General features: G+C 38.2%; 18 protein-coding genes. 7 read left to right on the forward strand and 11 right to left on the reverse strand.

Features of this window, described 5'->3' with window-relative positions; all coding sequences use genetic code 11:
* Positions 1-13: 13 nt before the first annotated feature.
* Positions 14-1,183 carry a succinyldiaminopimelate transaminase gene (dapC, locus tag EXE09_RS09045; RefSeq protein ID WP_130117052.1) on the forward strand — a complete coding sequence of 390 codons (1,170 nt, stop codon included), beginning with the start codon at positions 14-16 and terminating at the stop codon, positions 1,181-1,183.
* 71 nt (positions 1,184-1,254) lie between these two features.
* Here the strand turns inward: dapC and EXE09_RS09050 are convergent, their stop codons facing one another.
* Complete coding sequence (locus EXE09_RS09050; protein ID WP_130117053.1) at positions 1,255-3,432, reverse strand: TonB-dependent receptor; 2,178 nt, start codon at positions 3,430-3,432, stop codon at positions 1,255-1,257.
* Between the two features lie 316 nt (positions 3,433-3,748).
* Here EXE09_RS09050 and EXE09_RS09055 point away from each other — a divergent pair, with 316 nt between their 5' ends.
* Positions 3,749-4,939: an efflux RND transporter periplasmic adaptor subunit gene (locus EXE09_RS09055; protein WP_130117054.1), complete on the forward strand. Its 1,191-nt coding sequence runs from the start codon at positions 3,749-3,751 to the stop codon at positions 4,937-4,939.
* A 1-nt stretch (position 4,940) separates the two neighbouring features.
* Positions 4,941-8,114: an efflux RND transporter permease subunit gene (locus EXE09_RS09060; protein WP_130117055.1), complete on the forward strand. Its 3,174-nt coding sequence runs from the start codon at positions 4,941-4,943 to the stop codon at positions 8,112-8,114.
* 216 nt (positions 8,115-8,330) lie between these two features.
* On the opposite strand, the gene EXE09_RS09065 is transcribed toward EXE09_RS09060, so the two are convergent.
* Complete coding sequence (locus tag EXE09_RS09065; protein WP_068974514.1) at positions 8,331-8,582, reverse strand: hypothetical protein; 252 nt, start codon at positions 8,580-8,582, stop codon at positions 8,331-8,333.
* A gap of 308 nt (positions 8,583-8,890) precedes the next feature.
* Between EXE09_RS09065 and EXE09_RS09070 the strand changes: the two genes are divergently transcribed.
* The gene (locus EXE09_RS09070) at positions 8,891-9,079 is read left to right on the forward strand and encodes a hypothetical protein (RefSeq protein ID WP_087554065.1); all 189 of its coding nucleotides are present in this window, start codon (positions 8,891-8,893) and stop codon (positions 9,077-9,079) included.
* On the opposite strand, the gene EXE09_RS09075 is transcribed toward EXE09_RS09070, so the two are convergent.
* The 3 genes from EXE09_RS09075 to EXE09_RS09085 form a co-directional block, all read right to left on the reverse strand.
* Positions 9,066-9,704 (reverse strand): LysE family transporter, encoded by a 639-nt coding sequence (locus tag EXE09_RS09075; protein WP_068974512.1) that lies wholly within the window; start codon positions 9,702-9,704, stop codon positions 9,066-9,068. The genes EXE09_RS09070 and EXE09_RS09075 overlap by 14 nt on opposite strands.
* A 144-nt stretch (positions 9,705-9,848) precedes the next feature.
* Positions 9,849-10,430 (reverse strand): FxsA family protein, encoded by a 582-nt coding sequence (locus tag EXE09_RS09080; RefSeq protein ID WP_068974511.1) that lies wholly within the window; start codon positions 10,428-10,430, stop codon positions 9,849-9,851.
* 131 nt (positions 10,431-10,561) lie between these two features.
* Positions 10,562-10,885 carry a hypothetical protein gene (locus EXE09_RS09085; RefSeq protein WP_130117056.1) on the reverse strand — a complete coding sequence of 108 codons (324 nt, stop codon included), beginning with the start codon at positions 10,883-10,885 and terminating at the stop codon, positions 10,562-10,564.
* 122 nt (positions 10,886-11,007) lie between these two features.
* Between EXE09_RS09085 and ruvC the strand changes: the two genes are divergently transcribed.
* Positions 11,008-11,553, forward strand: a complete 546-nt coding sequence (ruvC, locus tag EXE09_RS09090) for a crossover junction endodeoxyribonuclease RuvC (RefSeq protein WP_068974509.1) — start codon at positions 11,008-11,010, stop codon at positions 11,551-11,553.
* Positions 11,554-11,576: 23 nt separating this feature from the next.
* On the opposite strand, the gene EXE09_RS09095 is transcribed toward ruvC, so the two are convergent.
* Genes EXE09_RS09095 through EXE09_RS09105 form a run of 3 tightly spaced genes read right to left on the reverse strand, consistent with a single transcriptional unit; the run spans position 11,577 to position 14,328 of the window.
* A complete protein-coding gene (locus EXE09_RS09095) occupies positions 11,577-11,918 on the reverse strand; it encodes a hypothetical protein (protein ID WP_087554063.1) in 342 nt (113 codons plus the stop codon).
* A gap of 1 nt (position 11,919) precedes the next feature.
* A complete protein-coding gene (locus tag EXE09_RS18790) occupies positions 11,920-12,798 on the reverse strand; it encodes a hypothetical protein (RefSeq protein WP_165382048.1) in 879 nt (292 codons plus the stop codon).
* An 18-nt stretch (positions 12,799-12,816) separates the two neighbouring features.
* Positions 12,817-14,328: an NAD(P)H-hydrate dehydratase gene (locus EXE09_RS09105; RefSeq protein WP_130117057.1), complete on the reverse strand. Its 1,512-nt coding sequence runs from the start codon at positions 14,326-14,328 to the stop codon at positions 12,817-12,819.
* 68 nt (positions 14,329-14,396) lie between these two features.
* Between EXE09_RS09105 and queG the strand changes: the two genes are divergently transcribed.
* The gene (gene queG, locus EXE09_RS09110) at positions 14,397-15,491 is read left to right on the forward strand and encodes a tRNA epoxyqueuosine(34) reductase QueG (protein ID WP_130117058.1); all 1,095 of its coding nucleotides are present in this window, start codon (positions 14,397-14,399) and stop codon (positions 15,489-15,491) included.
* 302 nt (positions 15,492-15,793) lie between these two features.
* Entirely contained in the window at positions 15,794-16,783 is a 990-nt protein-coding gene (gene bioB, locus EXE09_RS09115) for a biotin synthase BioB (RefSeq protein ID WP_087554059.1), read from the forward strand.
* A gap of 107 nt (positions 16,784-16,890) precedes the next feature.
* Here the strand turns inward: bioB and EXE09_RS09120 are convergent, their stop codons facing one another.
* The 3 genes from EXE09_RS09120 to EXE09_RS09130 all read right to left on the reverse strand — a co-directional run bounded on the left by EXE09_RS09120 (position 16,891) and on the right by EXE09_RS09130 (position 21,058).
* Entirely contained in the window at positions 16,891-18,783 is a 1,893-nt protein-coding gene (locus EXE09_RS09120; RefSeq protein ID WP_130117059.1) for a M48 family metalloprotease, read from the reverse strand.
* A gap of 112 nt (positions 18,784-18,895) precedes the next feature.
* Positions 18,896-20,440 carry an amidophosphoribosyltransferase gene (gene purF, locus EXE09_RS09125; RefSeq protein ID WP_068974503.1) on the reverse strand — a complete coding sequence of 515 codons (1,545 nt, stop codon included), beginning with the start codon at positions 20,438-20,440 and terminating at the stop codon, positions 18,896-18,898.
* A 24-nt stretch (positions 20,441-20,464) separates the two neighbouring features.
* Complete coding sequence (locus EXE09_RS09130) at positions 20,465-21,058, reverse strand: CvpA family protein (RefSeq protein WP_130117060.1); 594 nt, start codon at positions 21,056-21,058, stop codon at positions 20,465-20,467.
* Position 21,059: the final 1 nt, after the last annotated feature.

Genomic DNA, 21,059 nt, shown 5'->3' on the forward strand with positions numbered 1-21,059 from the left:
TGGTAATTGTTTCATGAACTCTAGTTTGTCTTTATTACATCCTTATCCTTTTGAAAAATTAACTCAACTTTTTCAGGATGTAAAACCTGCAAATTTGCCTTTGATTCCACTCTCAATCGGTGAGCCAAAGCACCCTGCACCTGAGTTTGTGAAACAAGCTATTATTGATAATTTTCAGCATCTTTCAACCTATCCAAATAGCAAGGGTTTGCCTGAACTGCGTCAAAGCATTGCCAATTGGTTAAGCGATCGTTTTAAATTAAATTCGATCAGCGCTGAAGATCATGTTATTCCAGTAACGGGTACGCGTGAGGGTATTTTCTCTTTTGTACAAGCTTTGATTAACCGTGAAGAAGCACCTTATGTGGTGATGCCAAATCCGTTCTATCAAATCTATGAGGGTGCAACACTTCTTGCTGGAGCTAAACCTTACTTCATTAACTGTACTGAAGAAAATCACTACCTCGGTGATTTTGATGCAGTCCCTGCTGAAGTATGGGAAAAAACTGCATTACTTTTTGTCTGCACACCAGGTAATCCGACAGGTGCGGTACTATCAAAAGAACAGTTTAAAAAATTAATTGCACTCTCTGACCAATACGACTTTGTCATTGCATCTGATGAGTGTTATTCAGAATTATGGTTTGACCAAGCACCTGTCGGTCTTTTAGAAGTTTGTGCTGAAATGGGTCGTGACGATTATAAAAATTGTATCGTTTTCCACTCCCTCTCTAAGCGTTCAAATTTACCAGGTATGCGTTCAGGCTTTGTTGCAGGCGATGCAAATTTACTCAAACCTTATTTGAAATTCCGTACTTATCACGGCGCTGCAATGCCTGTTCAGCACCAACTAGCATCAATCGTGGCTTGGAATGATGAAGTGCATGTTGAAGAAAATCGTAAATTGTATCGTGCCAAATTTGAATTATTTCAAAATGAACTTAGCCATCTACTACCACTTCAAAAACCAGATGCAGGTTTTTACTACTGGCTAAAAGTCGATCATGATGAAAATTTTGCGAAAATGTTGATGGAAAAAGCCCATATCAAAGTTTTACCAGGTCGTTATCTATCTCGTGAAACGGAACAAGGCAACCCAGGTGAAGGTCATGTGCGTATGGCTTTGGTTGCAGATATTGCACAATGTGAAGAAGTTATAAAACGCTTAAAAACGATTTTATAATGCCAATTTAATCGTCATTTAGCTATATAAAAAATACCCCGATTTTGGGGCATTTTCTTATCCGTCATGTATTAAAAATCAAAAGTCGCACCTATTTTAAATGTACGCGGGTCACCCAATGATAAATAAGAATAATCATTTACTGATGCTGAAGCCCAGTAATCTTTATCAAAAACATTACTCACTGAGAAATTTAATGTCGTTGGTACATTTTTAAATTGAGTCTTGTAGCTCGCACCCAAATCTACACGTGTCCAATCATTCAATTTTAATGTGTTGGCATTATTTGCATAAGTAGAACCTGTATAAACCACACGACCATTCACACTTACATCTTGTTCAATTGGTAATTTCCAATCTGCTTCAACGTTAGCTTGAAACTCAGGAACACCAATAACGCGATTACCATTGTATAAACCTTGGAAAGTATCCTTCTGTTTCGTATTAATCCAAGTTGCTCCACCTAAAAGTTTCACAGAATCTGTTAATTGCCCATAAGCATTAAACTCAATACCTTGGTGAATATTGGTTGCTTGGCTCAATTGTGGAGTACCCGCAGTATTCACAGAAGCCTTTTGACGATCTGTGTAGAAATAACTTAATCCACCGCCGATATGATCATTTTCATACTTTAAGCCCAGCTCTTTCTGCTTAGAAACAAAAGGATCGGCAATAAAATTATTCCCAACACTATCCTGAATTGCATCGCCTTGGACGAGTGCTTCAATATAGTTTGCATAAACCGCCACTTCAGGTGTCAATTTATAACTTACACCTAAAGCAGGTGTAACTTTATTTTCACTGATGTTGTACTTATATGTCCCGTATGAATAAACGTCTTGATCAATTTCTTGATAACGAGCACCAAGCATGACTGTTAAGCGATCATTCAATGCAGAAATATTATCACCTAAAGCTATACTTCTTAGCGTGCTTAAACCTGCTTTTGGATATGTACCAGCAGCCCCTAACCATTTGTCAATTTTAGAATCTGATGTATAAATAGGGTTATAGAAATTATCATCTAAACTTGTTGCATAACCATAACTATAACGTTTATCTGCACGGTAAATTGAACTAGAAGCCACGACGTTATGCTTTAATGCACCTATTTCAAATTTCGTCTTTACACCAATTTCAGCAGTTTGATTGGTGTCTTTACGAGGAATTGTAGAAGCTGATAATTTTGTCGCTCCTGTTGCCGTATTGCTTAGTTGCTGACTCGAATAGACACCATCTTCTTCAGTTTTTCGGAAACCATAAGCAGCATAAGCTGTTGTTGCATCGCTCAAATCATACTCAGCACGGAAACTGCCAAACAAATCTTCCTCATTAGAATATGTCCATGATTGACCATGATAATTTGCATATTGCGAGGCACTTGGAAGTGAAGTCACAGCATTAGTTAAACGTAAACTTGGGCGATTCGATTTCAAACGGTTATTGTTATACCCCAAATCACCTGAAAGACGTAATTGATCACCTTTATAATCCATTGCAATAGAAGCTAATCCCAATGAATTATCTTCTTTGTCAATTTCAGTATTTCCACCACGGTATGCAGCATTAACACGGATACCGAATTTATCATCTTCACCGAAACGTCTTGCGACATCCGTAGAAAGATAACCACCATTAAAATCTGTACCTGCACTCACACGATTGAGTGGCTCATTTCCAGCTCGCTTTGGTAAGAGGTTAATTGAACCACCAATTCCTGTCCCGCCAGGTATTGCACCATTTAAAAATGCTGAAGCACCTTTGAATACTTCAACACGTTCAAAAAGTTCAGTTGGAATATATTGACGAGGTAAAATCCCATACAATCCGTTATAAGCAGTATCATCAGATGCTAAGATAAAACCACGGATGAAATAAGCTTCTTGAAAATTACCAAAACCTTTTGCAGTTCGTACCGCTGAATCTGCTTGTAAAACATCACCTACACTTTCTGCTTGGCGATCTTGAATATATTGATTGGTATAGCTTGTTAAACTAAATGGTGTATCTAGATTATTTTGATTTCCAAATACGCCCACCTTACCACCTGTTGCGACTTGACCACCTGCAAATTCAGGTGTTAAACCATCTGCAGATGCATCAGCGCTGGCTTGAACGGTGATCGTACTCAATTGTTGTGTATGATCACTTGTAGCAGTGCTAGTGGAGTTTTCAAGTTGTTCTGCATGAACAACTGCTGTATTGGTTGCGAGTGCCATGAGCACAATCAACGGTTTAATTTTTAACATGGGAGGTCTAAAAGATCAGAAATTTAATCGACACAATATTAAATGATAATGATTTTTATTTAAACCTTTATTATCTTTTATATGCTTATCTATACCACACTATAACCGAACTCAAGCTTATACACTTATAGCTCTAGCCAAGGTATAGACCCTGCTTTTATTGAACAGAACTGTTAAGTGTCAACACTCCTTGATATAAGATGATTCTTTCACCCTACTCTCAAACTTTATTCCTTAAAACTTAAGTAATATCCTCTTGACCAATGATTCATCACTTAGACATACTGAGCTATCTTGGTTTATTTAAAAGTTAAAAATGACTTTGCATGATCCTTTGCAGAAAAAAAGCATAAGTTCAAAAGTATGGATCGCTCTTATTGTGATCATTTTAGCTTTTATTATTGCTTTAATTGCTTATAAATTTTCTAATAAAAAAGCGTCTGATACGCAGAATACTACAGCCACAGAAACAGCAAAGCCTGCTCTCACTGTGACAGTCACTCAGCCTGAAATACAAAACTGGCAACAGAGTCTAACCGCCAATGGCAATATTGCAGCATGGCAAGAAGTCGTAATCGGAAGTGAACTTTCAGGACAACGCATTACCAAAGTCAATGTCAATATTGGCGATGCTGTCAAACGTGGTCAAGTTTTAGCAGAGATCAATAATGAAAGTATTCGTGCAGACTTAGCCACAGCGAAAGCCAATTATGCAGAAGCCAAAGCGGTTCTTGCTGATGCAAGCATTAACAATCAAAGAATTCAACAACTTAAAAACACGGGTGCAATTTCTCAACAAGAAGCGACTAAATACCTGACCTCACAAAGTACAGCACAAGCCAAATTGGATGCTGCCAAAGCGCAAATCGATAGTAATCAAATACGCTTATCTCAGACGCAAGTAATTGCCCCAGACAACGGTGTGATTTCAGCACGTGCTGCAACAGTCGGCTCTTTGGCACAAACTGGGCAAGAAATGTTTCGTATGATTCGTGACGACCGCTTGGAATGGCGTGCAGAAGTCACAGCGACTGATCTCTATAAATTAAAACAAGGCAATACAGTTCAAATTACTTCACCTGACCCAAACCGTCCAAAAATCACAGGAACGGTCAGAATGATTGCACCTGTGATTGATCCTCAAACACGTTATGGTCTGGTCTATGTAGATATTCCGAACACAGATGCAGTTCGTATGGGCATGTTCGTGAAAGGTGAATTTGATCTTGGAGAAAAGTCTGCGATCACCGTTCCACAAACAGCAGTGTTGCTTCGTGATGGTTTTTCTTATGTGTTTATAATCGGTAAAGATCATCGTGTTACTCAACAGAAAGTAACCCTTGGTAGACGCTTAAATGATCGCGTTGAAATTTTAGATGTAGCAGAAAATGTCAAATTAGTCGCTACAGGTACAGGGTTCTTAGCCGATGGGGATTTGGTGAAAATTGGGCAAAATATTCCTGACACTCCTCTCAGTAAACAGCTTGTGACGACACAGGAGAAATAGGATGAATTTCTCCGCATGGTCTATTCGCAACCCAATACCATCGATTTTATTATTTATCATGCTGGGTTTGGCAGGATTACTTTGTTTTAAGTGGATGAAAGTCCAACATTTTCCAGACATTGAATTGCCAATGGTCACAGTGAGTGCAGCCCTACCAGGTGCAGCTCCGCCACAGCTAGAAACTGAAGTTGCACGTAAAATTGAGAATTCAATCGCCACGATTCAAGGCTTAAAAAATCAATACGCCAGTATCAAAGATGGTGTGGTTACGATTACTGCTGAATTTCAACTGGAAAAGCCGCTACAAGAAGCCGTAGATGACGTTCGTAATGCTGTTTCTCAAGTCCGCTCTGATTTACCCGCCGATCTTCGTGATCCGATTGTCAGCAAAATTAATCTTTCAGGTTCGCCGATTTTAACCTATACCATCCAATCCCCTCGAATGGATGAGGAGGCACTGTCTTGGTTTGTAGACTACGATGTGGCTCGAACCATGCTCAAAGTTAAAGGCGTAGGTGCTGTTTCACGTGTTGGCGGTGTCACACGGCAAGTTGATGTTGAACTTGACCCTGAAAAATTACTGGCTTTAAATGCAACAGCGACTGATGTCACCCGCCAACTGCGCCTAGTACAACAAGAAGCTTCTGGTGGACAAACCAAGATCGGCGGAAGTGAGCAATCCATTCGTACCATTGCGACTGTAAAAACAGCGGCTGAAATCGCGGCAATGGAAATTCCACTCAGTAGTGGGCAACATGTCCGTTTGGATCAAGTTGCGACTGTACGAGATGGACTTGCGGAGCGGAGATCTGTTGCGCTGTTGAATGGTCATCCAGTGATTGGGTTTGAAATCACGCGAAGTAAGGGTGAAAGTGAGGTAGACGTCGAAATAGGCGTCAAAGAAGCTTTAGATAAACTTAAAGCCACCTATCCAGATATCCAAATTACCGAAGCATTTAACTTTGTAAATCCAGTTAGCGATAACTACAAAGGCTCAATGTCGTTACTATATGAAGGTGCGATTCTTGCGATTTTAGTGGTTTGGTTATTTTTAAGAGATTGGCGAGCCACAATCATTGCAGCTACAGCGCTTCCACTTTCAATCTTACCTGCTTTGATTGGAATGTATTATCTTGGCTTTACATTAAACACAGTTACCCTGCTCGCGATGTCACTGGTCGTGGGGATACTGGTTGATGATGCCATTGTTGAAATTGAAAATATCATACGGCATTTGCGGATGGGGAAAACGCCCTATGAAGCTGCAATGGAAGCTGCCGATGAAATCGGTTTAGCCGTGATTGCAACGACATTTACACTCATTGCAGTTTTCTTACCCACCGCATTTATGAGTGGAATTGCGGGGAAGTTTTTTGTCCAATTTGGTTGGACTGCGGCTTTAGCAATTTTTGCTTCACTCTTAGTTGCACGATTACTCACACCGATGATGTCTGCTTACTTTCTCAAACCGTGGATTAAACCTCACGGGGAGACAGACACAATTGAACAAACACCACTAAATGAACAAGAACATATAGTTTCAACTGATCATGGTGAAAAGGAATTAGTTCAAGATCGAAGCAAAGATGGGCGTGTCATGCGTACCTATATGAGTATGGTGACATGGTGTATTCATCATCGCTGGATCACATTATCTGGCGCTATTTTATTCTTTATTGGTTCTATCTTACTTATTCCACTTTTGCCGACAGGCTTTGTTCCACCTCCTGATACTGGACAAACTCAAGTTCGTGTGGAGCTTCCACCAGGATCACAGTTTGCAGATACGCTGAAAGCCGCAGAATATGCACGTAATTTAATTAAAGCAAATAGCGAAGTTAAAAGTATATACACCACTATTGGTGGTGGTTCAGCGGGTACAGATCCTTTTGCTAGTGGAGCATCCAGTGAACCACGAAAAGCAACACTAACGATCCAACTTACAGACCGTTCTGACCGTTCAGTAAGCTTACAAGAAATTGAAAATGATTTACGTGAGCGCCTCGTTGTACTCCCAGGTGGGCGTATAGAGGTAGGCATTGCGGGTAATAATAGTCAATTTCAAATTTCACTGTCTGGTGATGATTCTGATACGCTCATCGCGACAGCACGGCAACTTGAACGTGAAATTCGTACAATCCCCAATATCGGGAGTATTACATCGAGTGCTGCGCTAATTCGTCCTGAATTAGTGATTCGTCCAGACTTTTCTAAAGCTGCAGACCTTGGCGTAACCACTCAAAATATTGCGGAGACTGTTCGTGTTGCGACAGCTGGTGATTTTGATCAAAATCTTGCGAAACTCAACCTTTCTCAACGTCAAATTCCGATTGTGATTAAACTTCCTTTAGCTGCACGCCAAGATCAAGATTTGATTAAGCGCTTGATGATCAATGGTACTAAAGGCCCCGTAATGCTAGGGACTATTGCGCAAGTCGAAATTGAAAGTGGTCCCTCACAAATTGATCGCTTTAACCGACTACGCAATATTAATTTCAGCATTGAGTTAAATAATCAGCCTTTGGGTGATATTGCTGCTGCCGTTGATCAGCTTCCAACCATGAAAAATTTACCACCTACAGTTAAAAGAACAGATATAGGTGATGCAGAAGTTATGGCAGAATTATTTGCCAGCTTCGGTTTAGCCATGCTCACAGGCGTACTATGTATCTATGTAGTCTTGGTATTATTATTTAAAGACTTTTTACAACCCATCACTATCTTGGTTGCATTACCCTTGTCACTCGGCGGTGCTTTCGTACTCCTTCTATTCGCTAAAAGTAGTTTTTCAATGCCGAGCCTCATTGGTTTAATTATGTTGATGGGAATCGCCAGTAAAAACTCCATTCTCCTTGTCGATTATGCAATTCTCGCCAGAAACGAACGGCAATATTCACGTTTCAATGCCCTACTCGATGCCTGTCATAAACGAGCACGTCCAATTATTATGACAACACTGGCAATGGGTGCAGGTATGTTACCGATTGCTTTAGGAATTGGAACTGATCCAAGCTTTAGAGCACCTATGGCGATTTCTGTGATTGGTGGTTTGATCACCAGTACGTTCTTATCACTTTTGGTCATTCCAGTTGTCTATACATTTATTGATGACATTAATAATAAAATTCATAGTTTTAGAAAAACCAAACCCAAGTTACAGCCATCAACAGATTAGAACTTGACTTAAAATGAACCCCAAGAAATTAAAAAAACTCGCTTAGGCGAGTTTTTTTGTAAGGTGAAGATATAAAAATGTTTGATTCAAAAATATGTCCTCCTCTTTCACTCTAATGATAAATAAAATCTCATCCCCAAAGTTTCAATCTACTTGTTTTAATATTTTGCATATAGTAATCATCATGCTCTTAAATATTATTATAAACAACGAAAACTAATGTGTACCAGACTTTGAATCTTGTTGTAATACATCAAAAATTGAGACTTGTGTTGGGGTTTCAATATTATGATTTTGAATATAAATATGCCCGACTTTAAATGTCACCGCAGTAAAAAAACATGCAACTAGGCAAAAAATCCATAAACCGTATGGGCTTTTGATATGTTGAGAACCACATTTAGGACAAACTTTTTCAGTCGAACTAACAGCTTCATTACAGCATGCGCAGTGATATTGTAGAATCATCGTTATATCTCCTTTTTGTGCGCTATTATTGTTTTTATTTATTACAATAAGATTATATCCATTAACCAAATGTAATTTTTTACTTCATAATTTAGTGTACATGATTACTTTATTTTGACAAGTCTTATTTGTTTCAATTCATTTTTCAATAACTTCATAAACTTAACGATACTACAAGCATCAATGAATCACTACTTTCCTTGTAAATCAAGGTTCTACATATAAAATTTAAACCAGAAATAAATAGAAACAAATATCACTTTTTCACGATATAATTATTCAATATATTGGCAAGCTTGGGGTTTATTGTGGTTCAACTGATAAAAAAAGGTGGTCTGAGAGAACGTGCGAATCGTAGCTCAAAATATTCTCAATCTGAAAATAATATCAAGACTCTAGACCCGCATCGTTATAACAATCAACTTCAAGACGCTGAAAAGCAAGCTTTAGTTCCAAGCTCAAACGCTGAAAACAATCAAAATACTAAGCCAGATTAAACATTTTCAACACATCTACCCATAAGAAAATTGCGAATAATAGAAAAAAACTTCCTGACAAAATATCAATATAACTTCCTGATTTTTGGTAAATTGCCTTGATCTTTGGAATTGACATAATCAGCATCAATAAACTAAAAACGAAAAAAGTTTGAATCGGAATAATCACTGCTAACTGTGGTTTAAGGTTCATTCCTGCTGTCGAACTCAAAGCCAATGAAAATACACTACTGAAATAAATCACAATTTTGGGATTGGCTAAGTTGGTATATAAGCCCAATAAGAAATAATTCTTGGGCTTTTCTTCAATCTGACCATCAAGATTTGTACTTTGTTTTAATGATGCAATTCCGCCTTTCAACATGCCATAGCCCATTTTTGCTAAAAAGAATCCACCAATAAGCATCAGAACTTGCTGAATCCACGGCCATTGTTCAAGTAATACGGTAAAACCCAATAGCGTTAACGCAACCCACACCACCACGCCGACAGAAATGCCTAAAATAATTTTTAGTGTATTGGCACGTGAGGTTGACGCAGCACTTTTCGCAACGAGTAGTACATCTGGACCAGGACTGAGTTGAGCAATGAAGTGTAATGCGCAAATGGTCAGTAACATTGACATAATAAATACGAATAATCTTAAATCATCAGCGCAATATTATACTGTTTGATCAAATCAATAGTGAGAATTCACAGTGTTTTAAACATAAAAAAAATGCAAAAAAAAGCTGAATCATGAGATTCAGCTTTAAAATTACGACAAATATTATTTTTTATTGACATCTTTAAATTCAATTTGCTTATGTTCTGGTTCAACTTCATGCGCTTCTCCATCAATAATGGTTGACCCACGATTGTTAGGATTGCCTGACTGTTGATTTTGCATGTCTTGCATTTGACGCATTAAATCTGCAAATGGGTTTTGACCTTGAGCACCGCCCATGTCTCCCATATTGCCCATGCCACCCATCATATTGTTCATCATGGCTTGCTGTTTCTTCGCCATGAAGCTCATGCCTGCTTTTTTAATCATGTTTTGCACAGGTGGAAGTAACATCAACAATGCCAATACATCGGTAATTAAACCTGGAATCATTAAAAGAATGCCTGCAAAAGCTGTTGCCATTTTTTTGGCAATCGTAGGATCATTCCCCATCATTCCTGTCATTTGCATTTGTTGCAATTGCGGCATAATGGTTGCTGTACTTGAACGCAATAAATTTAAACCAATGAAAAATGCAATCAAGAACCAAAAGAAAACGTACCAACCACTGGTAAATTGAGCAACCCCAATCCATACAGCGATTTCAAGAATAGTACCAATCAAAATAATAGGAAAAAGTTTCATCGAAACAATGCATCTCAAAGATTAAATAAAATTTAGTATGAAAATTATATGAAAAATATAAATTTCATTGCTTTATCTTTTATATGGGCATTTCAAAACTTTTAAAGGGCTTATTTTAGTTTTTCCGCTTTTTATTGCTTTTGCCATTCGTTTTCAGTGGTTTTATAGAACAAATACAATGCGATCACGGTACCGATTGGAAATAAAAATAATAGGATTACGGCAATAAATTTGGATATATTTCGTCCTCGCATCGAACCTTGTGCAGATTCATTTGAAGCGACAAAATGTAAATACATCATCCAACCGAATAAAACCAGTAAGACTAAAAAGACCAACACAGCATCAAGATCGAACTTCCTCAAAATACTAAAGCCTAAAAATATCAAACCCAAGCTATAGATCAAAGCAATCATTCGATGAATCCAATACACTTCTTTATTTTTAATATTCATCTCAGCCTAAATCATTTGAACCCCAATACTTTGCACGGCGATTATACAATGCCTATAAATTTCTACTTACATTTTATTTTTGGAATCATATAATTGATTCAATATTTACGATAAGCAGTATTATGCCTTTAATTATTGGAATTGACCCAGGTTCACGCTTAACAGGTTATGGCATCATTGAAAAAGATGGTCAAAAACTCACATTTGTTGATGCAGGGACGATTCGCACTGAAACCACTGAAATGCCTGAGCGTTTAAAGCGTATATTTGCAGGTGTAGATCGTATTGTTAAATTTCATGGACCAACTGAAGCAGCTGTAGAACAAGTGTTTATGGCACAAAATCCCGATTCTGCATTAAAACTCGGGCAGGCACGTGGTGCTGCAATTGCGGCTTTGGTCAATTTAGATCTACAAGTGGCTGAATATACAGCTCGTCAAATCAAACAATCTGTTGTCGGTTACGGTGCTGCCGATAAAGAACAAGTCCAAATGATGGTCATGAAATTACTGAATCTTTCGATTAAACCACAGCAAGATGCAGCTGACGCACTTGCCGCTGCCATTTGTCATGCACATGCTTCTGGCAGTATGAGCAAACTTGCTGTATTGAATGCTTTAGGTGGTATGGCACGTGGTCGTAGCCGTAACAGCAGTCGTAGACGTTAGTTTTAGCAAAACATCTGAAATGCCTAAACTAAATAAGCTGCACTGTCCTTTTTCACTTCGCGAATGCTCGGTTGCTTTGAATAAGTTGCAATGAGCATTTTTCCAGAGGTTCGTAAATTTTTCTTCTGTTCAGGATCGATACGAATAAGCACTAATTCTTCTGGAATACGTTGATTAGCAATTTCACGACAAATGATGAAATTTTGGTTACGTTCAACCACTTTAAAGTTAGAAAATTCTTTTTGCAGTTTTTCTTTAAAACTTAAATTTTTATCTTCTTTCTTATCACTACCGATCTGCGTATAAATAATCATCAGCACACATGCGGCAAAGACAATTCCAACCACTAGATATTTTTCTAACATTCTATTTTACTCGAATATACTTTTGCTGCGCTTCATTGTAATGGTACACATGCGTTGCATGAATAGGAACAATTTTAGCAATATCATCCTGATAAATTTGTTGAGTTCCTGAATAATGGATTTCAATATCATATAAACCATCATGTTCAGTGCTTAAAAACCGATAATCACCTTGCGTATTATATATTTTGTCGCTGCCTGTCACTTCATTGTCATTACTAATTTCGGCAACTTCAAATTTATTCATCTTCGGATTTTCATCAAATGGAGTAATAAATAATTTTGTATGAGAATAGCCTTGTCGACCATATTCTTGTTCTTCAACATAACCTTTAATTTCAGGTCCTACCTTGCGAATATTTTTAATGATGTCTTCAACAGGATATGGTTGAAAATTAAAATCACCTTTAAACCAACCATTTTCATCTAGGCTTCGACTGATTAATTCAAATTTTCCATTTTCATTTTTTCTAAAAAGATAAAACTGTGTAAATGTTGCACATACTCCACAAAATTTAAGTCGAGCATCTTCTTTATCAATTAATATTTTTGTCGTAGAGATCAAATAACGAGCTTCATTTTGTGCATTTTGAAAAGTTTTCGCTGGACTAAAAACGATGACAGCATCATCATTTTCATCTATCCCTACTTCACTGGCATTTTTAATTCCAACATATTGAACTTTCTCATGCTCAAGTTCAGGAATTTTGACGTATTGAATATCTTTCTGATAAAACGCCATCATCACCGTTTTAAAATCTAAATCTTTCAAAACAATGACATTATTTTTCTTCTCAATTTGAGTTGAAATTGGTTGTGCTATTGCTAATGGGCTAATAGCACTGATCAAAATTAATACCAGTAAAATTTTATTTATCATAAATAAGCATTATTCTTATCATTCGTTTTGGATTTTAACATGATTTACAACTTGATAAACTGCCTCATTCATATGATGTGCTTGTAAACCTCGCATACCTTTTTGCGCCAAATAATCTCCTGCAAGCGCATGTAGAGTTACAATTTCATGTAGGTGAATTTCATCAGAAAACTGAGCTTTTAGGCTAGCGATCATCCCTGCCAATACATCCCCCATTCCACCTGTTCCCATGCCTGCATTACCTGCGGTACATATCCACAATTGATCTTCGAGAGTTAAGCTTCCTGCACCTTTAAGCACCCATTGACCTGAGTATTTTTCTTGAAGCTGATGAATAGCATGTATTCGATCATTTTCTATTTCCGCTACAGAACAATTAAGTAACTTCGCAGCCTCACCTGGATGCGGCGTTAAATAAGTTTCCGCATGTAATTGTAGCGGTTGCTCTGCCAAAAACCATAATGCATCGGCATCTAAAACTATTTGCAAATGCTGAGTCGTATGTAATGTTGTTTGAATTGGATGGAACCACTGCTCAAATTGCTGTTTTGCCCAATCATCACGACCAAGCCCCATACCAAAACAAACAGCATCTACATGATTTAATAAAGCAGTAATGTCTGATGCATTTAATGCATTAATATCACGCAACATAATATTTGGTGAACGTGACAAAATCGCAGTATGGTGTTTTGCATCACATGCAATCGTGACCTTCCCTGCACCTGCGCTAAATGCAGACTCAGCTGCCATCATCACCGCACCGCCCATTTCGGCATGACCACCCACCACTAAGACATGCCCATAACTGCCTTTATGACCAAAGGCTTGGCGCTGTGGTAATACAATCTCAGTTGGAGAAAGTTGCGCAATCGGTTTTAATTCTTGGTCTTTAGGAATAGCTGAAATCACTTCAATTTGACCAGGGTATTCTTTCCCTTGCCCTGTGAATAGCCCTGCTTTTAAACCTAAAACTGTAAAAGTCTGATCTGCTTTAATGGCAATCGGTAAAGGCTGTCCTGTATTGGCATTCAAACCACTTGGAATATCAATAGCAATTTTCAAACCTGATTGAGCATTAAATTTCTGAATAATACCTTGCCAAGATTCATCTAAATCACGATTTAGACCAATGCCAAATAATGCATCGATATGGCAATCAAACTGTTGTGTAATATAGAAATGCTGATGTATTTTCACTTGATTTAACTGAGCAATATGCATCGCAGACTTTAAATCAGTTGAATGTCCAGCTTCCGCCGAATAAATTTCAACCTCATAACCTGCTTGTTTTAAATAACTTGCAAGACAATAGCCATCCCCTGCATTATTTCCAGCGCCACACCAAACTGCGATTTTATCAATTGATCGTGCTGAATCTGGTGAATGATGACTTTGAAATTGCTGAATTAAATGCTGTGCAATTGACCATGCAACCTGTTGCATCAGTCCAAATGAACTATTTTGCTGTGCAAACCAACGACGTTCCCATGCTTGAATGTCATGGCTATGATAAACTTGTTGATGCATGATCTTATTCATTGTCTTATGCATAGTCCTGTCCCTTTTTCTCAAATTTTATAGCGCATTCATCTACTATGTCAGCAACTTCAACTACACCATCCATTCCATTGCAACAGCTTGATCTTCAAGAGTTAAAAACTTGGATCAAACAACAAGCTTTGCAACTTGGCTTTGCTGATTGTGTCATTGCTCGTCCAGATGCTCAAGCTGAATTACCACGATTTAAAGAATATTTAAAACGTGGCTATCACGGCGACATGAAGTTTTTAGAAGAAAATTTAGAAAAGCGTGCTGATCCAACTTTATTGGTACCAGGAACTAAAAGCATTATTTGTGTACGAATGAATTACTTGGTTGAAACACCTAAACCTCGCTATGTACCAGATGAACCCAATTCAGCGATTATTGCGCGCTATGCACGTGGGCGTGACTATCACAAAGTCATGCGTGGGCGATTAAAAACATTAGCGTCGATCATTCGTGAACGGACTGGTGAGTTTGAATCACGTCCCTTTGCAGATTCTGCACCTGTATTTGAAAAGTCTTTGGCTGAAAATGCAGGCATGGGATGGACAGGCAAACATACTTTATTGATTCATAAAAAATCAGGCTCTTTTTTTGTATTGGGTGAATTATTTACCTCACTGGAACTGCCCTTTGATGAGCCTGCAACGCATCATTGTGGTTCATGTACGGCATGTATCGACATCTGCCCGACCCAAGCCATTGTCGAACCTTATATGCTCGATGCACGAAAATGTATCGCTTATCTCACCATTGAATATAAAGGCATCATTCCAGAGGAATTACGTCGTGGTATTGGTAATCGAGTCTTTGGTTGCGATGACTGCCAGCTGATTTGCCCTTGGAATAGCTTTGCCAAAAAGGCATCGATTGAAGATTTTAATCCGCGTCATGGCTTAGATGATGTAAGTCTATTAGATCTATGGCAATGGGATGAACAAACCTTTCTTGACTGTACTGAAGGCAGCCCAATACGTCGTACAGGTTTCCAAAGCTTTAAGCGGAATATTGCAATTGGACTGGGAAATGCACCATTTTCGCCAAAAATTATCCAAGCATTGCAACAAAATAATCCACAGCATGATCATGTTGTGCAAGTCCATGTTGATTGGGCGATTGCAGAACAATTAGCCAAGAAGCCATAAATTCAAAACTTTGGAATGGTCATTTATAACTTATTCTTAAATTACAAGTTCATGACAAAGTTTTCAAAATTTTAAAGTTTTAATGACCAAGAGTCTGAAGTTTATCTTTTTACAAATTAAATATTGTTAGTAAATTCACATAAAATAGTGCAACTTCGCAAGTATATTCACAATTTTACTTTTCCATTCAATTAAACTTTTTTATCGTAAGATACCATTATATTTGGACATTTTTGCCCTTTGGAATTGGCATGATTTCTGTATGATAAACACATAGATCATAATTATCACGGATTTGAACCATGACTGTACGCAATGACTGGACTCGTGAAGAAATTCAAGCTTTATACGAGCAACCATTTCTTGACTTGGTATTTCAAGCGCAACAAACACATCGTCAACATTTTGATGCCAATACCATTCAGGTCAGTACACTACTCTCAATCAAAACAGGAAAATGCCCTGAAGATTGTAAATATTGTTCTCAATCTGCGCGTTATGATTCAAAACTTGAAGCTGAAAAACGTATCGCGGTTGATAAAGTAATTCGTGAAGCCAAAGAAGCTCTAGAATCAGGTTCATCACGTTTTTGTATGGGCGCTGCATGGCGTAATCCGCATGAGCGTGATATGCCTTATGTCTTAGAAATGGTACGTGAAGTTAAAGCACTTGGCTTAGAAACATGCATGACCTTAGGTATGCTCAACCAATCTCAAGCAGAACGCTTACACGAAGCCGGTTTAGATTATTACAACCATAACTTAGATACTTCTCGTGAATATTACCCAAATGTGATCAGTACACGTACTTATGATGACCGCTTAAATACACTTGATCATGTACGCAATGCAGGCATGAAAGTATGTAGTGGTGGTATTGTCGGTCTAGGTGAAAACCAGAATGATCGTATTGGCTTATTACTTGAGTTGGCGACTTTAGCCGTACATCCTGAATCTGTTCCGATCAACATGCTCGTACCCATTGAAGGCACGCCTTTGGCTGATGTTGAAAAACTTGATGTAACAGAATGGATTCGTACCATTGCTGTTGCACGTATCATTATGCCGAAAAGCTATATTCGCCTGTCTGCGGGTCGTGAATCATTGTCAGATTCTGATCAAGCTTTGGCATTTATGGCAGGGGCAAACTCATTGTTTAGTGGTGAGAAATTATTGACTACACCAAATGCTGGCGATGGACGCGATAAGCAACTCTTTAATAAATTAGGTTTAACTGCCGAAAAAGCCAAACCAACTGTTGCTGAACTTTCAATTGATGCAATGGCAAGTTGATCGCCATTTTTTAAATCTGAATTCGCTTAAACAACACCTCATCTCTCTTCAACTTAGAGATGAGGTAAATAAACCCCACGTGTATCCTCTGAATTCACTCAAACCCATCAAACAATCATTACACTATTCTTCTTCTGCATCTGATCTACGATTTCTTGTGTTTTAAATCCTAAACGCCAATATAACAACTCAAGCACATCCAATTCATCTTGAGTAATAATACGATCATTCCACAAACAAATTTCTGCAACCCCTAAAATACTTAAGCGATCACGCAATAATAAACCTGCAATATCATTCAGAATTTCACCTAGATCAATCGGTTCATCCGAAATTTCTTCGAATAAGTCCAATTCATCTTTAGATAATACACGCTCAAGAATTTGATAACGAACATCAAGTTGATTGGCACTATTAATCTGCTGTACATGTAATAGAGCATCAATCAAACGAACAATTTGCGGTTTAACCGTTTCAAGTGATGATGGTGTATGCATCGGCAATAAATGCAACTCTGCTTTTACTCGCTCAATTAACAAAGCATCTAGCAAGCCAATTTCACCATCTTCTTGGATAATTTTCGCCAATTTAGTAACAAATTGACGTGCACTGGTCGCAGGCATATTACCTAAACTCTCACATGCATCATGGAAAATTTGAATATGCACACGACCATCCAAATGCAGTAAAGAGTCAATAATAGCGCGGCTCACTTCTGCATTTGATGGAATGAATTCACGATACTGACGAATCATCAAAATTGCGACCATCACCTCACGTGAACCCGTTGCCGTTTGCATCGCTCTTTGTATTAAATCTGGACGCTCAATTTGACGGCGTACTTCTGGATTTAAGGGCTTAATCGCATCATTTAATGCAAAACTGATTGGAGATAAACGCAATAATGGCAAAGGTTGTGGTGACACCCATGGGTTATACACTTCACTCGTTGACTCATCCAAGGGACGTAATAAACTAAATAAAAGTTGGCTTCGTAGTTTTTTTAGATTTTCCAATTGTAAATCTTGCAACAATGTCGGGTTCAGTTCATAGATTCGCTCTTCAATACTTGGATGTGTATTTAGCCAACTTTGTGGTCCCAATGAGTTTGCAAAACACATATGTGCAATAGATTCTGAATATTCACTATGAATTTGTGAACCTGCATGATGCACATAAATTCTTAATAAAGTTTGTACATTGGCATTGTTGAGCAATAATTTTTTAGTTTTATAATCGTTATAAAAAGTTCGACCACCTAAAGTAAAATATTTAATCAAGCGGTTGATTAAAATCCCCATACTTCCCAACAGCCAAATTACCCCACCGATTGCGACAAAACTTGTTTCAAAACGATGTTGCTTCCCTTTGGTTTGGTATCGCTTAAATCCTTGCTTGGTGAATTTACTGCCTAATTGGCTAAATGTAATCAACCCACTAAACAAAATTTTCAGCCGAGTATTTTCACGCACTTCACCTGATAAAATTTGATTAAACTCATGTCCCAACAAACCATAAAGTTCTAATTCATCTAAATTTTGTAAAGCTCCCCACGTCAAAATAATGACCGTATCACGCGGATGAAAGCCCGCTGTTAATGCATTTACACCCACTTCATCAGGCAATACATATAAGGTCGGTGCATCAATCTCGAATGTTTCAGCAAATTTATCTGCCAATTTTAATGCAACACTTTCTTCAGGCGTGCTTTCGATTTGACTTAAACGACGAGCTTTTAACTGCTTTGCAAGGGAATGCCCACCAGAGCGAAATACATAAAATTCATATAAAATTGACCATAGAATAATGATCAAGACCAAGCCCACACAATAAGGACTAAGCACATGCCACCAAATCAGTTGGGTCGGATCAATATAGTGGACGAGCAAGCCCAATACTGTATTTAAAATAAAAATAGTCAAAATAACCGCAAGTAAGCATGAACTTGCAGACCACAACATATTCTTGTTTTTTAATAAATAGTGACTGACATCGTTCAATGTAAATTCCCTCATTACATTGCAAAATACTGTACAAAAAATACTATAAATCAAAAGTGCATATGAAAAAAGCGGGAATTCCTCGCTTTTTCACATGAATCAAAATAGAAATTTACATTTCTTCTTTGATGCCACTCAAATCTACAGATGAAGCATCGATATTCACATCAATATAACCATCTTTTTGCTTTTTCGCAGTATCGCTACGGCTATTTTCAAGATCGATGAGATATTGTTCATCAATATCGCCCGTCACATAAATACCATCAAATACAGAGCAATCAAACTCTTCTACTTCAGGCACTTTATGGGTTTTAACTGCCGCTTTTAAATCATCCAAGTCTTGGAAAATTAAACGGTCTGCACCGATAATTTCTTCGATTTCTTTGACACTACGATGTGATGCAATCAATTCTGCTTTGGCTGGCATATCGATACCATACACGTTTGGATATTTCACCATTGGTGCTGCTGAAGCAAAATAAACATTTTTTGCACCCGCATCGCGTGCCATCTGAATGATTTCATTACACGTTGTACCACGGACGATAGAGTCATCAACCAACAGTACATTTTTCCCTTTAAATTCAAGTTCAACAGGGTTTAACTTCTGACGTACAGATTTCTTACGTTGCTGTTGACCTGGCATGATGAAGGTACGACCGATATAACGGTTTTTCATAAAACCTTCACGGAATTTCACACCTAACACATTCGCCAACTCTAAAGCAGAAGTACGACTGGTATCAGGGATTGGGATAACCACATCGATGTCATGCGTGTCTCCCCATTCACGAAGAATTTTCTTCGCAAGGGTCTCACCCATTTTCAAACGTGCTTTATATACAGAAATTCCATCAATCGTTGCATCTGGACGTGCAAAATACACATACTCAAAAATACATGGACGATAGCGCGGATTATCAGCACATTGTTGAGAGAAGAATTCACCATTTGAATTGATAAATACCGCTTCACCAGGTGCAATATCACGCTCTACTTTAAAACCAAGTGCTGTAATCGCAACTGATTCAGAAGCAATAATATATTCTTTTTCACCATTTTCAGTTAAACGTGAACCGTAGATCAATGGACGGATACCATTTGGATCACGGAAGCCAACTAGACCATGCCCTGTGATCATCGCAACCACACCATAAGCACCTTTACAGCGCTCATGCACACGTTTTACTGTGTGGAAAATATCTTCAGGGGTTGGTGTTAAAGAAGCACTTTTTTGCAACTCATGTGCAAAAACGTTTAACAATACTTCTGAATCTGAATCAGTATTCATATGACGTAAGTCAGTTTTGAATAAATCTTCATGAATATCTGGCGCATTGGTCAAGTTACCATTGTGCGCCAAAGTGATCCCATAAGGAGAGTTCACATAAAATGGTTGCGCTTCTGCACTGCTTGAAGAACCAGCAGTCGGGTAACGTACATGACCAATCCCATAATTACCCAAGAGCGCACGCATGTGGCGAGTATGGAATACATCACGCACCATACCGTTGTCTTTTCTTAAAAAAAGACGTCCATTATGACAAGTCACAATCCCAGCTGCATCCTGTCCACGATGTTGTAACATCGTCAACGCATCAAATAACATTTGGTTCACAGGTGATTTACCGGCTATACCAACGACTCCACACATAACTACCTCGCAGACCAGCTAGGACTAATAAAACGGATTCTTTGTTGAATGTTCTGACTTTTCATCATCTGACGTTTTAGATGATCGATCAACAGATTGCTCAGAAGCACCATCTGGACGGTCTTCTGAATGAATATGATGTAATGCTTCATTTGCGGCATCTTTTGAAATTTCAGTTGCCAAAGGTGCAAATGGTAAAAGCGTTTGAATAAATTTGGACTGTTTCCACGTTGGGGAACTTTCTACCCAAGGACCTAGCCCCTGCATAGTTATGAGGACGATGAAGAGACCTTTCAAGGTACCGAGGGCACCACCCGCTAAACGGTTTAAAGGTCCGAGTTTTAATGTCTTTAAAATTCTATTTAATAATGCTGTTGCTAACCAAGTTAAAACAATAATGACCAAGACAATAAATGCAAATGCTGCAATTTTTTGCACCACAGGATCCTGACTGAGTGCAGACATGGAAGGCGCGATGATATTGGCATATTTAGCACCCACAATCAGTGCAAAAATCCATCCTATCAAGTTCGCAAAGGCTTTAACAAATCCTTGTCGCAAACCGTTTAGCCCTCCGATGAGCAGTAAAATCAGTATAATTATGTCTAAGGTATTCATT

This window comes from Acinetobacter sp. WCHAc060025 (assembly GCF_004209355.1).
GTDB classification, from domain to species: Bacteria; Pseudomonadota; Gammaproteobacteria; order Pseudomonadales; family Moraxellaceae; genus Acinetobacter; species Acinetobacter wuhouensis.